Genomic DNA, 15,844 nt, shown 5'->3' with positions numbered 1-15,844 from the left:
ATCCGTTATGTCCGGCGCGTCCGCTCCTTCGCCGACGGATTGTCGAATATGGCCGCGGCGACAGCAACCTCGGTTCCTGCAAGACCAACAGAACAGAAAAGCGTGGTCTGATGCGATGAGGGCCGGCGCGCAATGCAACCTGCGACAATATCCGACAGCTCGACCATGCGTAACGCGTGGCCAGAACCGTGAAGGAAGAACGGCGAGCCGTAGGAGCGTGTCTGTTCGGACGAGTCGGTTGCGATGATGTCGGCAGCCCCGGCAACGCTCAATCCCAACTCATGCGCTTCCACCGTCTTGGGACCGACAGTGTTGATATGCGCTCCGGGCTTAAGATCGGAAACATCCAACACTGGCTGAGAGCTGGATGTCGCGCAAATGACGATGTCTGCATCGCCAATAGCATCCGTGACACGCGCGACAGGTTCGATCTCCAGACCGAGTTCCATCTGCATGTCCCTGGCGAAAACCATGCGATTTGTTGCATCGCGACTGTAGACATAGGCCTTTTTGATGGTGCGAACGCAAGCTGCAGCCGCCAATTGCATTCGTGCCTGCAAACCGCTTCCTATCACACCGACGACATTCGTCTCTGTGGAACTGAGGTGTCGAATAGCCACACCACCGATGGCTCCAGTCCTGATAGCGCCCAAGCGTCCACCCAGGATGATTCCCTTGAGGCTGGCATCCTCAGCCGACCAGACGGCCACGATCTGAGTGTGTTCCTCCCCTTTGAAGGTGTCGTAACAACGAAAGCCTGCAAGCGGTCTGTCGCCGGTAAGGCCTCCCACTGTGAAAACCAAATCTCCATGACCCTCAAACACAACGTGGTGCCGAGGCGGCGACAACGTTTTGCCCAGCGCACGGGCGAGCAGGAATGCCTCGACTGCCTCGATCGCCCCATTCATCAGGCTATAGCCAGAAAGATTATCGTCATTGAGAACTATTGCCATTCGCAGCCCCTTCGATCCGTTTGGATGAGGTTGCGGCCTCAAGGGCGGTCGAGGTCAAGAGTGTTTTTCGAATGCGCTGTTGCAAGCTATCGCGGCGGGCGGGCCGCGCAAAGTCCTTGGCAACAGGTCGCCCGACACTTCGGCCTTTCGCTCGTCTTTATATTTTCCTTATGCGGGCCATCCATCTTCCCAATCGAAATCTGACAGCCATCAGCAGCATGATGCTTTCCTGACATAACAGGAGAAAACCATGCCCGATGTCCTTTATTTGGCGCTCGGCTTCGGCACGCTGATCGTGCTGGCGCTTTATGCGCGCGCCCTCAACCGGTTTTGAGAGGTGCTGCCATGCTGGAACCCATCTTCGGCCTCGTCGTGGCGATTGCCCTCGGCATCTATCTCATCATCACATTGCTGCGTCCGGAACGCTTCTGATTTTCCTGGAGAAATCCCATGACCATTCTCGGGTGGCTGCAGATCAGCCTCCTCTTCATCGCCGTGCTTCTGGTTATCAAGCCGCTCGGCCTTTACATGGCACACGTGTTCAATGGTGAGCGGACCTGGCTGACGCCGATCTTCGCTCCCATCGAGCGCGTGCTTTATGCCGTGGCAGGCGTCGACACCAGGAAGGAACAGAGCTGGCTTGGCTACACGCTGTCCATGCTCGCCTTCTCGATTGCCAGCTTCTTGGCACTCTATGGCATCCTGCGCCTTCAGGCCTTCCTGCCCTTCAATCCACAGGGTTTTGCCAATGTGGAACCGGGCTTGGCGTTCAATACCGCCGTCAGCTTCGTGACCAACACCAACTGGCAGAACTATGCCGGTGAAGCGACGATGAGTAACTTCAGCCAGATGGCCGGTTTGACGGTTCAGAACTTCCTGTCTGCCGCCGTCGGCATGGCGCTGGCGATTGCATTCACCCGCGCTTTTGTCCGCTCGCAGGCCAGCACACTCGGCAATTTCTGGGTCGATATGACTCGCGCCACGCTTTATGTGTTGCTGCCGATCGCGGTCATCGTCGCAGTAACGTTCGTTGCCATGGGCCTGCCCCAGACGATGGACGCCAGCGTGACGGCAACCACGCTTGAAGGAAGCCAGCAGGTCATCTCGCTCGGCCCCGTTGCCAGCCAAGAAGCGATCAAGCAGCTTGGCACAAACGGTGGTGGCTTCTTCAACGCCAATGCTGCGCATCCCTTCGAGAACCCGACTGCGCTTTCGAACTATCTCAATATCTTCTCGATGCTCACCATTTCGGCGGCCTTCATCTACACCTTCGGTCAGATGGTCGGCAGCCGTCGTCAGGGTTGGGTATTGCTGACCGCCATGGCCGTTCTCCTGATAGCCGGTGTTGCCATCGTCTACTGGGCGGAAAGCGCCGGCAACCCGATCCTGACGTCGATTGGCGTCGATGCGGCGCAAGGCAATATGGAAGGCAAGGAAGTCCGCTTCGGCCAGGCCATGACCGCCCTTTATGCCGCGGTGACCACCGGCCTTTCCGATGGCGGCGTTAACGGCATGCATGGCTCCTTTACCGGTCTTGGTGGCCTTGCGCCAATGTTCCTCATCCAGCTCGGCGAGGTTCTGCCGGGCGGTGTCGGATCCGGTCTTTACGGCATGCTCGTCTTTGCGCTTCTGTCGGTCTTCGTTGCCGGTCTAATGGTCGGTCGCACGCCGGAATTTCTCGGCAAGAAGATCGAGGGCCGCGAGATGAAGTTCGCCATGCTGGCGGTTCTCATTCTCCCCACGGTCATTCTCGGTTTCACCGCGCTTTCCGCCATGCTGCCCTTTGCGGTTGCCACCATCGGCACGGCCGGTCCGCACGGCCTTTCGGAAATCCTTTATGCCTTCACTTCCGCAGCCGGTAACAACGGATCGGCCTTCGGCGGCCTTTCCGGCAATACCGACTGGTACAACACCACGCTCGGTATCTCGATGCTGCTCGGTCGCTTCGCTTATGTCGTCCCGGTGATGGCGATTGCCGGGTCGCTTGCCGCCAAGGTTCGGGTTCCGGCCTCCGCTGGCACGTTCCCGACGGATGGCCCACTCTTTGTCGGCCTTCTCATCGGCATCATCCTCATTCTCGGCGGGCTGCAATTCTTCCCCGCGCTCGCACTCGGCCCCATCGTCGAACACTTCGCGATGCTTGCCGGCCAAACATTCTAAAAGGCATAAAGATGTCCACCAATCCCTGCTCATCGGCCCCCGCCAGACCGGGTCTTTTCGACCCCGCCATTGTCGGGCCGGCCATCAAAAACGCCTTCATCAAGCTTGACCCGCGGCAGTTGATGCGCAACCCGGTGATCTTCGTCACCGAAATCGTTGCGGCTGTCGTCACCATCTTCTTCATCCGCGACCTGACCGCCCATAACGGCACGGCGGTCTTTTCCGGCCAGATCGCGGCGTGGCTCTGGTTCACCGTGCTTTTCGCCACCTTTGCAGAAGCGGTGGCGGAGGGGCGCGGTCGCGCCCAGGCCGACAGCCTCAAGCGGACCCGTTCAGATCTGACCGCCCGCCGCGTGAACGCGGGCGGCAGCGAAGAGAGCGTCGCAGCCACTCTGCTGAAAGTCGGCGATATCGTCGTTGTCGATGCTGGCGAGCTGATCCCCGGCGACGGCGAAGTGATCGAGGGCGTGGCTTCAGTCAATGAAAGCGCGATCACCGGTGAATCGGCACCCGTCATTCGCGAATCCGGTGGCGACCGCTCTGCCGTTACCGGTGGCACGCAGGTTCTGTCCGACCAGTTGAAAATCCGCATCACCACGCCGCCCGGCGCAAGCTTCGTCGATCGAATGATTGCGCTGATCGAAGGTGCGGAACGTCAGAAGACGCCAAACGAGATCGCGCTCTCCATTCTCCTATCCGGCCTCACCCTCGTCTTCCTTATCGTCGTTGTGAGCGTCTGGGGACTGGCTGGATATTCCGGCACGCTGGTCTCCGTTACCGTGCTTGCAGCCCTTCTTGTCACGCTTATTCCGACAACCATCGGCGGGCTTCTTTCGGCCATCGGCATCGCCGGCATGGATCGCCTCGTGCGTTTCAATGTCATCGCCACGTCCGGACGTGCGGTGGAGGCCGCGGGCGATGTCGACACGCTGCTGCTCGACAAGACCGGCACCATCACCTTCGGCAACCGTATGGCAGCGGATTTCATTCCCGTGCCGGGTGTGACTGCCGAACAGGTCGCCGAAGCAGCGCTGCTCGCCAGCCTTTCAGACGAGACGCCAGAGGGTCGTTCCATCGCAGCACTGGCGAATGGCGAGTTCGGCATTGCCTCACCCAAGGTCACCGTCGATGCCGTCATTCCCTTCTCGGCGCAGACTCGTCTGTCCGGCGTCGATACCAACGGCAAGTCCTTCCGCAAGGGCGCCATCGATGCCATCCTGAAGTTTGCCGATGCCACCGATGGCAAGGCGCCAGCGGAATTTCACCAGGCCGTGGACCGCATTGCCCGCACCGGCGGCACGCCGCTCGGTGTGGCCGAAGGCAACCGTCTGCTGGGCGTGATCCATCTAAAGGACGTCGTCAAGCCCGGGATCAAGGAGCGTTTCGCGGCGCTGCGTGCCATGGGTATCCGCACCGTCATGGTCACCGGCGACAATCCCGTGACCGCAGCAGCGATTGCCTCCGAAGCGGGCGTGGACGATTTCCTTGCCGAAGCGACGCCTGAAGACAAGCTCGACTATATTCGCCGCGAACAGAAGGGCGGCCGCTTGATTGCCATGTGTGGTGACGGCACCAACGATGCGCCGGCACTGGCGCAGGCAGATGTCGGCGTTGCCATGCAGACCGGAACGCAGGCCGCACGCGAAGCCGCAAATATGGTCGATCTCGACTCCAGCCCGACCAAGCTCATCGAGATCGTCGAGATCGGCAAGCAGCTGCTTATGACGCGCGGGTCGCTGACGACATTTTCGATCGCCAACGACGTGGCAAAATATTTCGCGATCATCCCCGCGCTGTTCCTCACCACCTACCCTGCGCTTGGCACCCTCAACATCATGGCGCTGTCATCCCCGCAATCGGCCATCCTCTCGGCGGTCATCTTCAACGCGCTCATTATCATCGCGCTGATCCCGCTGGCCCTCAAGGGTGTGGCATACCGTCCCGCCGCAGCGGCGTCGCTTCTGCGTCGTAACCTGCTGATCTACGGCCTCGGTGGTCTGCTTCTGCCTTTTGCCGGGATCAAGGTCATCGATATCGCGGTCTCCGCACTTCATCTGGTGTAAATCATGCTGAACCAAATTCGTCCTGCCATCGTCATCCTGGCCTTCTTCATCGCCCTGACCGGTCTTGGTTATCCGCTGGCCGTAACCGGCATCGCCCAAGCTGTGCTGCCGGCACAGGCCAACGGCTCAATGATCCGCAATGGCGATGTGGTCATCGGCTCGAGCCTGATCGGCCAGAACTTTACCTCCGATCGCTACTTCTGGCCGCGTTCGTCTGCGACTGGGCCAGATGCCTACAACGCCGCCGCTTCCTCTGGCTCCAATCTTGGTACCACATCTGCCAAGCTGAAGGACCGGGTTGCTGGCGACGTTGTACGGCTGAACGGCGCGGGTATTGCGTCGCCGGTTCCGGCTGACGCCGTCACCACATCCGGCTCGGGTCTCGATCCGCACATCACCCCGGCTTTCGCCGCAGCCCAGGTTGAGCGCATCGCCAAGGCGCGCAGCCTTTCGCCTGAATCGGTGAAGGCCCTTGTCGAAGAAAAAACGCAAGGCCGGCTCCTCGGGATTATCGGCGAACCGCGCGTGAATGTGCTAGAGCTGAACCTTGCGCTTGATGCGCTGAAGAGCTGAGATGAATGGCGTCACATGACCGTGAGGGCTTAAACAGGCCCGATCCCGATGCATTGCTTGCCCTGGCGGAGAAAGACCGCCGGGGCAAGCTCACTATTTTCCTGGGTGCAGCGCCCGGTGTCGGCAAGACCTATGCCATGCTGGCGCGTGCGCGAAGACTGAAGGCCGATGGCGTCGAGGTCGTAGTCGGCCTTGTCGAAACCCATGCGCGGGCAGAAACGTCCGCCCTCCTCGAAGGCCTTGACGTGCTGCCGCGCATCGAGGTCGATTATCGTGGCAAGACTCTCAAAGAATTTGATCTGGACGCAGCACTTGCCCGCAAGCCGCGTGTCATCATCGTCGATGAGCTTGCCCATTCCAACCCTGAGGGTTTCCGCCACCCCAAACGCTATCAGGATATCGAGGAGCTGATCGCAGCGGGCATCGATGTCTGGACCGCGCTCAACATCCAGCATCTCGAAAGCCTGTCCGATCTCGTCTCGCAGATCACCGGCGTCAGCATTCGCGAACGGGTGCCGGACACCGTGTTGAAGCGCGCCGACGACGTGGTGCTGGTCGATCTTCCGCCTGGAGAACTCATTCAGCGGCTGAACGAAGGCAAGGTCTATCTTCCTGATAGTGCCAGGCGCGCCACCGACCGCTTCTTCCGTCTCGGCAATCTGACGGCGCTTCGCGAGCTTGCGCTTCGCCGCACCGCAGACCGGGTGGACGATCAGATGGTCGATTACTTGCGTCAGAACGCCATCGAAGGCCCTTGGGCGACAGGCGAAAGATTGCTGGTCTGCATTGGCGCCGATGCGCTGTCCGATAAGGTCGTGCGTGTGGCGAGCCGCCTTGCCTCCGGCCTTAATGCGCCTTGGACCGTCGTCAGCATGGCGCGTGATGACCAGGAAACCATGAACGAGGACAGCCTCAGACGGATCGATGAGGCCTTCCGTTTTGCCGAGACGCTAGGCGCCGAGACACGTCACGTGACAGGCAATGATTTCGTGACGGAAATCCTCAAGCTTGCCCGACGCGAGCATACCACGCAGATCGTCATCGGTTCCCAGCGCCGCAGGTGGCTTGCCAACCCATTCAGGCCGAGCCTCGCCGACGCTCTGGCGAAAGAAGCGAGCGGCATTGGACTTCACCTCGTCACCGCAGATGCGGCCAAGGTTCCGGGTGTGTCCACCCGAAAGAAGCGAGGCTTTCAACTATCCGCCTTCTCCCGCTCGCTCCTCTGCGCTATCGGCACGGTCGCAGGAGCAACGCTTGCTGGTCTGGCATTGGACCAATTCACCCATCTGCCGAATATCTCGCTGCTGTTTCTGCTCGCCGTTCTGGCGGCTGCTTCCGCCGCTGGTTTCATGGCGGCGCTGATGGCCGCGATTGTGTCCGCGCTTGCTTATAATTTTTTCTTCATCGCCCCGGTTAAGACCTTCACTATTGCCTCGCCGCATGAGGTCTTCGCACTTGCGGTCTTCATCGTCGCGGCACTGATTGCGGGCAGTCTGGCATCGCGTATTCGCGAACAGGCGCAAGCCGCTCGCCAGCGCGCCGCCGACATGCAGGCGCTCTATGATTTTTCCCGAAAGCTTGCCGGGACGGCCAAGCCTGAAGAAGTCCTGTGGGCATCTGTCACGCAGTTGCAGGGCAGCATCGGCCGTCACGTGGTGATGCTTTTGCCCAAAGGCGACGATTTGGAGGTGGTCGCGGCTTGGCCACCTGATACCGAACTAGGCGTCTCGGAACTGACTGCGGCGCGGTGGGCAAGCAGCCGATCGGAGCCTTCCGGTTTCGGCACTGGCACGCTTCCCAATGGACGCTTCCAGTTTCGTCCGCTGACCAGTCCTCATGGCGTCGTCGGCGTTTGCGGCTTCGAACCCGGACAAAATGGGCTTGATTCCAATGCCGAACGGAAACTCGCCGCCATTCTCGACCAGGCGGCGACCGCTATCGATCGCGCACGTCTTTCTTCCGAAAGCACCGAACAGGCGGCCAGGCTGGAAGGAGAGCGCTATCGTGAGGCACTGCTATCGTCGATCTCACATGATTTGCGCACGCCCTTGGCGACAATTACCGGTTCGGTCACCAGCCTGCGGGAACTGGGTGACCGCATGTCGCCGGAGAGCCGCGACGATCTGCTGCAATCCATCGAAGAGGAGAGCGCACGGCTGAGCCGCTTCGTCGCCAACCTTCTGGACATGACCCGCATCACTGCCGGTACCTTACAAGCGAAACGGGACTGGGTGGATGTCGCCGATGTGATCCGATCTGCAGTGGAGCGGGCGCGTAAATATTTTCCCTCCCAAAACTTCGAGACCGGCATCGCCAAGGATTTGCCGGTCATTAGGGCGGACCCGGTTCTGCTCGGCCAGGTTCTGTTCAACCTTCTCGACAACGCTGCCAAGTATGGGGGCGGCGAACCTGTCAACGTCTACGCGCGGCGCGACGGGGATGAGATCGTCGTTTCCGTAACCGACAATGGGAAAGGCATTCCCGGCGAAGACCTCGACCGCATCTTCGAAAAATTCTATCGTCGCTCCCGATCGGACGGGCGCTCTCCGGGAACGGGGCTTGGTCTCTCCATCGCCCGCGGTTTCATCGAGGCGATGGGCGGACGCATTCATGCGGAAAGTCCGGCAGTGAAGAAACGCGGAACGCGGATCGTCATGCGCTTCCCGGTGAATGAGAAAAGCGAAGGCAGGCAGAAACAATGACCCTGGGACGCATTCTGGTCGTGGATGACGAGCCACAAATCCGACGCTTCCTGCGCCCGGCATTGGCGGCCGCCGGCTATGACGTGATCGAGGCGGAAAATGGCGCCGACGCCATCAAGTCCGCTGCGACTGCCGCGCCAGATGTGATTATCCTCGATCTCGGCCTGCCGGACATGGACGGCAAGGATGTCATCGCCAATCTTCGTGGCTGGTCTACACTGCCGATCATCATCCTCTCCGCTCGTGATCGCGAGACCGAGAAGATCGCAGCACTCGATCTCGGTGCCGACGATTATATCGAAAAGCCTTTCGGCATCGGTGAGTTGACCGCTCGCATCCGCACCGCCATGCGCCATGTCGGCAAGTCCGAGAGCCTGCCGTACTCAATCGAGGCCGATGGCCTGTCGATCGATACGCAGCGCCGGATCGTCGCGCGCGACGGCACAAGCATCAAGCTGACGCCAAAGGAATATGATCTCCTGACGCTTCTGGCGCACCATGCTGGGCGGGTGGTGACGCATCGCACGCTTCTGACCTCAGTTTGGGGGCCGGCGCATGGGGAAGACCTGCATTATCTGCGCGTCTTCATCGGCCAGTTACGACAAAAGGTCGAACGAGATGCCACGCAGCCGAAAATTATCCAGACGGAGCCCGGAGTCGGATATCGTTTTGTGACGGAATGATTTGAAATTTGGGATCGCCGAATGGTTTCCTTGAAACCGGCTTGGCAGTGCCTGCCCATCAGCCTAGGGGGGCTGATGGGCCTTGACTGGAGTCAACAGACGAAGCTTTTGGCTGTGGATCACGCCTTTTGACTAAGGTCATGATGCATAGAAAGATTTGGCTTGTCCAGTATTTTTTAGATTTTTCTAAAATAAAAAAAGCCCGACGACACGCCGGGCTTTCTTAGTCAATACAGTCGGTTAGACTATATTAGAACGAACGCTGAAGGCGAACGAAGCCGTTCCACTCGTCCGTGTTTGAACCGTCTTCGTCGTAGTAGTTAACTGCGACCTTGGTAGAGAGACCTTCGGTGATCTTGTAATCAACCGTGATGCCAGCCTGCCATGCGTCGCGGCTGGAGAAGTCGTTGGTGGCAATCGCTGTCGCGCCGGTGAATACTGGCGTACCAGTTGCGTCGAGGCCAACGAGTGCAACGCGATCGGCTACATTGCCGTAGTACTGAGCGCCAGGAGTGATCGTCAGACGGTCAGTCGCCTTGATAGCGTATTCAGCAGCAACTGCCCATTCGGACTCTGCGTAGTAAGCGTTTGCGCCGGAAGCCCAAACACCAGCCAGGCCGAGCGTGCCAGGACCAATTTCAGCCGTTGCGATCAGGCGAACTGCGCCTTCTTCCTGGTCAACGTCGTAGGAGCCGATCAGCTGAAGAGCAGCGCCGCCGAAGTTGCCGCCGATGCCACCGGTGATGCCGACGTTGTTATCAGCTTCCTGAGTAACAACAAACGTACCTGGAAGCGGACCGGCCGCGCCTGTTACGGTGCGGAACTGGCTATTCGTGCCTTCGAGTTCGTCAACCGAGATACCAGCCCAGAAGGAACCAGCGTCGTAAGTGTAACGAATGGAGTTGAACAGAGCGTTCGTGGAGAGAACGTCTGCTTCGCCAGAGAGACCATCGTCCCACCAGCTGTAGAACTTACCGACCTTAAGGCCGCCGAGTTCGATGAAGGCCTGGTCAACGAATACAGACGAAGAAGCTGCAGACGCGTTGTCAGCATTGCCGCGGAAGCCGATGAAGCCACGCAGAGCGCCGAGCTCGGTGTCCGTGCGGGTATCAACTTCGAACTGAGCGCGCGTGAAGGAGTCCCAGTCAGACGTACCAGAGATCGAACGACCGAAGTCGGTCTGGAAACGAACATAGCCGCCGAACTTCAAGCAGGTTTCGGTGCCAGGAATGTAGAAGAAGCCCGTGCCGAATGCATCGCAGACGCGTACATATTCCAGGGGCTCTGGCTCAGCAGCGACGATAGCGTCAGCAGCCTTTGCGCCAGATACTGCTGCGAGAGCTGCAGCGGAGCCGATGAGAAGGCTCTTGATGTTCATAATGACCTCCAGTCATGTTTCGTTACAAAAGCGGCGACCAGGAACATGCCCTTGAGGTGCCCCCCGCTTCACGAACCAATAGACAGAAACCCCTCACCTCTCGCAATCATATATCACTAAATTAGCACGTTTTCAGATTGTCCGAATTTTAGTGCGTTGTATTTTAGTCACAACTTACGTTAGGGCGGACGCATATTGTCGCGGAATTTTAAGACGCTGTTAACGTTTGACGGGCCGCCACCGCAAGGACCCGTTCTGTTCAAGCACGACTTTAGAGGTGACGATTCGGGCGAAGCGGATTCGGCGGAGGTCGGAAGCGGCGATTCGTTCGGGTGAAAGCCTTCTTGTCCATCTGGACAGGAACAACAGCTAACACCCAGCCACCCTGTAGAGCGTGGATGTGAGGGTGGCGGATCAGATACTGCACCCGCGCTCTTTGTATGAGAAGAACGCAAGCGACGCGGCCGTTATCAGCTAGGGCACCCCCACGAGCCTTACGGCGTTTTCCAGGTCTTGAGCAGCATCGCGACAAATTTTTCTGCTGCAGGCGACAGCGCACTGCTTCGTCTTTGCACGATACCGATGGTGCGGGACACCACCGGATCGACAATCGGGCGAGACACCAGATAGGGGTGGTCTTCCTGCGGGGTCGCGAGGCGCGGCAGCACGGAAATGCCGAGCCCCGCTTCGACCAGTCCCAATGATGTATTGAGGTGCGTGACCTCGTAGAACCAGTTGAGCTTGAGGTTGTGTCGTGCCAACGCACCATCCAGCAACGTTCTATTTCCACTGGAGCGGTCGACGACAACCAACGGATAGGGCTCCAGCTGATTCCAATGAATGGTGTCGTACTTCGCCAGTGGATGATCCTTGCGCATGGCGAGAACGAAGGGGTCGTCGATCAGCGGCTCGAACGACAGATCAGGATCGGAGTTCCCCATCAGGTTGATGCCGAACTCCACCTCGCCACGAGCTACAGCCTGCAGGCCTTCATTGGCCGTCAGATCTCGAATGCGCAGTCTTATATGTGGGTATTGCTCGCTGAAGGTCTTGATGACGGTAGGTAGGAAATAGAAGGCAGCCGTCGGAACACATGCCATGGTGATCAGGCCACGGCGAAGCGCACCATCCCTCATAGCAAAAAGAGAGCCATCAAATTCTTCCAGCATGCGCCTTACCAACGGCATCACCTCTTGTCCCATGGCCGTTGGCGCTACATGGCGGGTGGTGCGCTCCAGCAAAGGGGCACCGATCGCCTGCTCCAGCTTCTGGATGCGCCGGGTCAGCGCCGGTTGCGAAATGTGGAGTGCCTCCGCTGCCCGATGAAAGCTCTCTAGTTCGACCACAGCCTGAAATGCCCTCAGATCAAGAATTTCACAATTGATGCTCATATCGCAATAAACCTCTCGAAAATTGCATTTAACAAATAAGCCTTTCTTCCTCATATTGCAACAACTGGATCAATTGATCCATGAAATGCAAGATTGAGGCGAAGATGAACGATCTCCTTAAGATACCCTGTGTGCTGATGCGCGGCGGAACGTCTCGTGGTCCGTTTTTTCTGGCATCCGATTTGCCACGTGATCCTGCCCAACGCGATGCCGCTCTTCTGTCCATCATGGGGTCTGGACATCCGCTTCAGATCGATGGCATCGGCGGTGGCAATCCGGTCACATCGAAAGTCGCGATCATCGGACCCTCCAAGGTGAAAGGCGCGGATATCGACTATCTTTTCGCGCAGGTTCGCACGGATCGTCAGTTCGTCGATTATTCCCCTAATTGCGGTAACATGCTTGCAGCCGTCGGCCCATTTGCCATCGAAGCGGGACTGGTGGATGCTAAAGAACACGACACGCTGGTTCGCATTCACAATGTGAATACCGGAAAGTTGATCGAGGCCAAGGTTCCCACCCGCGGCAGCGAAGTGATCTATATGGGCGATGCGTCGATCGATGGTGTGCCCGGGCTTGCAGCACCGATTGCCTTGACCTTTGTCGATTCGGCTGGTGCCAAGACCGGAAAGCTGTTGCCGACCGGCAAGCCGATCGATGTCATCGACGGTATCGACGTAACGGCGATTGACTGCGCCATGCCGATGGTCTTGATGCGCGCTGCCGATCTCGGCATCACTGGTTATGAAGACCCTCAGGCATTGACGGCCAATCGTGCGCTGATCGATCGTATGACCCGCATTCGTCTCGAAGCGGGCAGGTTGATGGGCATGGGCGATGTGTCTGACATGGTCATCCCGAAGCCTGTACTGATCTCGCCGGCGCGAAAAGACGGCACGATGTCCGTGCGTTACTTCATGCCGAATGAATGCCATCCGGCGTTGGCCACCACCGGTGCTGTTGGTATTGCAACGGCCGCCGTTACTTCAGGCACGGTGGCCTTCGAGGAAGCTGGCCAGCCCAGCGTCCCCACACTCATCCGGATCGAGCATCCGGCAGGACGTCTCGATGTCCAGCTCGAACTGCGAAACGGCGCCATTGCGGCCGGTCTTGTCAGAACCGCGCGTCGTCTCTTCGAGGGCTTCGCCTTCGCCAAACCAGCCGCCGCGATTGAACACGCAGCATAGATAAACGCCACTACGGCACACAGCATAAAGAAAACCGGGAGGAGACCCATATGCGTAAATTCCTGCTAGCAACTGCCGCACTCTGCGCCTTCGCAGCCACCGCCAACGCCGAATCCGTCAGAATGAGCGTTGGTTCCTACAATCTTAACAACCTGCCCTTCCCCGTTGCTGCAAGCCTCGGCTATTATAAGGACGAAGGTTTGGACGTGACGACCGAGAACTTCGCGCAGGGCGGTTCCAAGGTGCTTCAGGCGCTGGTGGCAGGCTCCACCGATGTCGCGGTTGGCTTTTACGATCACACGATCCAGATGCAGTCGCAGAACAAGCATGTCGTCGGCTTCGTCATGCTGGCCCGCAATTCGGGATTGGTTCTTGCCGGCAAGAACGACACGGATTTCGATCCGGCAAAGCCTGAGACGATCAAGGGCAAGAAGGTCGGTATCACCTCGCCGGGTTCGTCCTCCGACTTCTTCATTCGTTACTACCTGAAGGAACATAACCTCAGCGACAACGACATTTCCATCATCGGTGTCGGCTCGGGTGCTGCAGCCGTTGCGGCTCTTCAGCAAGGCAAGATTGACCTTCTCGTCAACTACGACCCGGCCGCAACCATCGTCGTCGAGCGCGGTCTTGGCAAGATCCTGATCGATGCGCGCAGCGATCAGGGTGCCAAGGACGTCTATGGCGGCATCTACCCAACCTCGGTCCTCTACGCGACCCAGGATTACATCGACGCCAATCCGGAAGTGATCCAGAAGGTTACAAACGCCACTGTGCGGGCACTGCACTGGATGAAGGCCCATTCGGCCGAAGAGATCGTTGAAAAGCTGCCGGACGATTTCGTTTCCGGTGACAAGGCGACCTACATCAAGGCTGTTCAGGCGGCTAAGGCCATCTTCTCCGAGGACGGAAAGTTCGAGCCCAAAGATCTCGAAACGCCGCTCGCCGTCCTGAAAAGCTTCAATGAGGCTGTGGCCAAGGCCACGATCGACCTTAACACCACCTACACCAACAAGTTCGTCGAAGCAGTTGCTTCGAAACCCGCAAACTGAGGGTCCGTCCATGTCTTCACCAGTCAGAAAGCTCACGCCGGTGGCACAGTCAGAACCCAAATCGATGGTCGCTATCGATAATGTGACGATGGCGTTCGGTTCATTCACCGCCGTTCAGGATGTCAACCTTACGGTTGGCGATGGAGAGTTTCTCTCCATCGTCGGTCCGACAGGCTGTGGCAAGTCCACGATCCTGAATGCGATCGCAGGCTTGTTGAAGCCCGCAAAAGGCTCCGTCAACATCGATGGGTCTGCGGTCAACGGCGTGCAGAACAATATTGGCTATCTCTTCCAGCAGGATGCCCTGCTTCCCTGGAAGACGGCTTATCAGAATGTCGAACTTGGCTTGATGTTTCGTGGCGTGCCGGAAGCGGAGCGCCGGGTAAAGGTCATGGCCTGGCTTGAGAAAGTCGGCCTTAAGGGTTTCGAGGGCCGCTTCCCGCACATGCTGTCCGGCGGCCAGCGCAAGCGGGTGCAGATGGCGCAGGCTCTGATCACCGAGCCAAAGGTTATCCTCATGGATGAACCTTTCTCGGCCCTCGATATTCACACGCGGCATCTGATGCAGAACGAACTTCTTCGCCTGTGGCAGGAAGATCGCCGCGCGGTCGTGATGATCACGCATGATCTGGAAGAAGCCATCGCACTTGGCGACCGCGTCGTCGTTCTGGCCGCTGGCCCCAAGAGCCGCGTGATCGAAAGCTTCCCTGTAGATCTCGAGCGTCCGCGCAATGTCGCCGAAATCAAACTCGACCCGAAATTCATGACTCTGTACCGCGACATCTGGGCATCCCTGCGCGGCGAAGTGGAGAAGAGCTATGCAAGCCGTTAATATTCGCATCATTCAGGTCGTACTTCTGGTCGCCATTCTCGGAGGATGGCAGCTTGGCGTCTCGACTGGCGCCATCGACCGCTTCTTCTTCCCGGCTCCGTTCGACATCGTGACGCAAGTCGTTACCTGGATCGCGGACGCTGGGTTCTACAAACATGTCGGCATTACACTGAGCGAGACGGTGCTCGGCTATCTAATCGGCACGGGTCTAGGCGTCGCGGCCGGCGTGTGGCTTGGTCTCAGCCCCTTCGTCGCCCGCGTGCTCGATCCCTTCATCAAGGCTGTCAATGCCATTCCACGTGTCGTTCTGGCTCCGATCTTCGTCCTCTGGCTGGGACTTGGCCTCTGGTCGAAGGTTGCACTGGCGGTCACGCTTGTCTTCTTCGTCACCTTCTTCAATGCCATGCAGGGCGTCAAAGAGGTGAACCCGGTGGTCCTATCGAATGCCCGCATCCTCGGCGCCAAGCGCTCCGATCTTCTGCGCCATGTCTACTTCCCTGCCGCAGCAAGCTGGATCCTGTCTTCGCTGCGCACTTCCGTCGGCTTCGCCGTGGTCGGCGCCATCATCGGTGAATATCTCGGTGCGTCCGCTGGCCTCGGCTATCTGATCGCTCGCTCGGAAGGCAACTTCGATGCGGTCGGCGTCTTTGCTGGCATCATCATTCTTGCCATCTTCGTTCTGATCATCGACCTTATCCTCGATGTTGCGGAGAAGAAGCTGATCACCTGGCGTCCAAACGCTGCGGAAGAGCGGCCTGCCTGACACGACACGCGCTGCAAGATTATCGAAAAGGGCGGTCGATTGGCCGCCCTTTTTGCATGCCGGACGTTTGAGGAAGAGCCGCGCGTTTTCTCGCGACCGTATTCTTG

At 58.7% G+C, this 15,844-nt stretch carries 13 protein-coding genes; 10 read left to right on the top strand and 3 right to left on the bottom strand.

Annotation, left to right across the window (positions count from 1 at the left end):
* Positions 1 to 5: 5 nt before the first annotated feature.
* Positions 6 to 953 carry an ornithine cyclodeaminase family protein gene (locus WKI41_RS14700; RefSeq protein WP_340194243.1) on the bottom strand — a complete coding sequence of 316 codons (948 nt, stop codon included), beginning with the start codon at positions 951 to 953 and terminating at the stop codon, positions 6 to 8.
* A gap of 345 nt (positions 954 to 1,298) precedes the next feature.
* Between WKI41_RS14700 and kdpF the strand changes: the two genes are divergently transcribed.
* The 6 genes from kdpF to WKI41_RS14675 are packed head-to-tail and all read left to right on the top strand — an operon-like array spanning position 1,299 to position 9,134.
* Positions 1,299 to 1,385, top strand: coding sequence for a K(+)-transporting ATPase subunit F (gene kdpF, locus WKI41_RS21755; RefSeq protein ID WP_425341052.1), 87 nt, complete (start codon positions 1,299 to 1,301; stop codon positions 1,383 to 1,385).
* An 18-nt stretch (positions 1,386 to 1,403) separates the two neighbouring features.
* On the top strand, positions 1,404 to 3,113 hold the full coding sequence (gene kdpA, locus WKI41_RS14695; RefSeq protein ID WP_340194242.1) for a potassium-transporting ATPase subunit KdpA: 1,710 nt from the start codon (positions 1,404 to 1,406) through the stop codon (positions 3,111 to 3,113).
* An 11-nt stretch (positions 3,114 to 3,124) separates the two neighbouring features.
* Positions 3,125 to 5,176, top strand: a complete 2,052-nt coding sequence (kdpB, locus tag WKI41_RS14690; protein WP_340194241.1) for a potassium-transporting ATPase subunit KdpB — start codon at positions 3,125 to 3,127, stop codon at positions 5,174 to 5,176.
* 3 nt (positions 5,177 to 5,179) lie between these two features.
* Positions 5,180 to 5,749, top strand: coding sequence for a potassium-transporting ATPase subunit KdpC (kdpC, locus tag WKI41_RS14685; RefSeq protein ID WP_340194240.1), 570 nt, complete (start codon positions 5,180 to 5,182; stop codon positions 5,747 to 5,749).
* Positions 5,750 to 5,754: 5 nt separating this feature from the next.
* Positions 5,755 to 8,451, top strand: coding sequence for an ATP-binding protein (locus tag WKI41_RS14680; RefSeq protein WP_340194239.1), 2,697 nt, complete (start codon positions 5,755 to 5,757; stop codon positions 8,449 to 8,451).
* A complete protein-coding gene (locus WKI41_RS14675) occupies positions 8,448 to 9,134 on the top strand; it encodes a response regulator (RefSeq protein ID WP_340194238.1) in 687 nt (228 codons plus the stop codon). Before WKI41_RS14680 ends, WKI41_RS14675 begins: the two co-directional genes overlap by 4 nt.
* A gap of 250 nt (positions 9,135 to 9,384) precedes the next feature.
* Here WKI41_RS14675 and WKI41_RS14670 read toward each other — a convergent pair whose 3' ends face one another.
* On the bottom strand, positions 9,385 to 10,512 hold the full coding sequence (locus WKI41_RS14670) for a porin (RefSeq protein WP_340194237.1): 1,128 nt from the start codon (positions 10,510 to 10,512) through the stop codon (positions 9,385 to 9,387).
* A 494-nt stretch (positions 10,513 to 11,006) separates the two neighbouring features.
* Positions 11,007 to 11,903 (bottom strand): LysR family transcriptional regulator, encoded by an 897-nt coding sequence (locus WKI41_RS14665; protein WP_062445492.1) that lies wholly within the window; start codon positions 11,901 to 11,903, stop codon positions 11,007 to 11,009.
* A 104-nt stretch (positions 11,904 to 12,007) separates the two neighbouring features.
* On the opposite strand from WKI41_RS14665, the gene WKI41_RS14660 reads away from it, so the two are divergent.
* From WKI41_RS14660 to WKI41_RS14645, 4 genes are read left to right on the top strand one after another with little or no spacing between them, the layout of a single operon-like run.
* A complete protein-coding gene (locus WKI41_RS14660; RefSeq protein ID WP_340194236.1) occupies positions 12,008 to 13,090 on the top strand; it encodes a 4-oxalomesaconate tautomerase in 1,083 nt (360 codons plus the stop codon).
* 50 nt (positions 13,091 to 13,140) lie between these two features.
* On the top strand, positions 13,141 to 14,142 hold the full coding sequence (locus WKI41_RS14655; RefSeq protein WP_340194235.1) for an ABC transporter substrate-binding protein: 1,002 nt from the start codon (positions 13,141 to 13,143) through the stop codon (positions 14,140 to 14,142).
* Positions 14,143 to 14,152: 10 nt separating this feature from the next.
* Positions 14,153 to 14,974: an ABC transporter ATP-binding protein gene (locus WKI41_RS14650; protein ID WP_340194234.1), complete on the top strand. Its 822-nt coding sequence runs from the start codon at positions 14,153 to 14,155 to the stop codon at positions 14,972 to 14,974.
* Positions 14,961 to 15,737 (top strand): ABC transporter permease, encoded by a 777-nt coding sequence (locus tag WKI41_RS14645; protein WP_340194233.1) that lies wholly within the window; start codon positions 14,961 to 14,963, stop codon positions 15,735 to 15,737. The genes WKI41_RS14650 and WKI41_RS14645 overlap by 14 nt, the downstream gene beginning before the upstream one ends.
* Positions 15,738 to 15,844: the final 107 nt, after the last annotated feature.

Source organism: Agrobacterium larrymoorei (assembly GCF_037722385.1).
Classification (GTDB): domain Bacteria; phylum Pseudomonadota; class Alphaproteobacteria; order Rhizobiales; family Rhizobiaceae; genus Agrobacterium; species Agrobacterium larrymoorei_C.
Note: the sequence above shows the minus strand (reverse complement) of the source record. Positions and strands in the feature narration are given on the sequence as shown.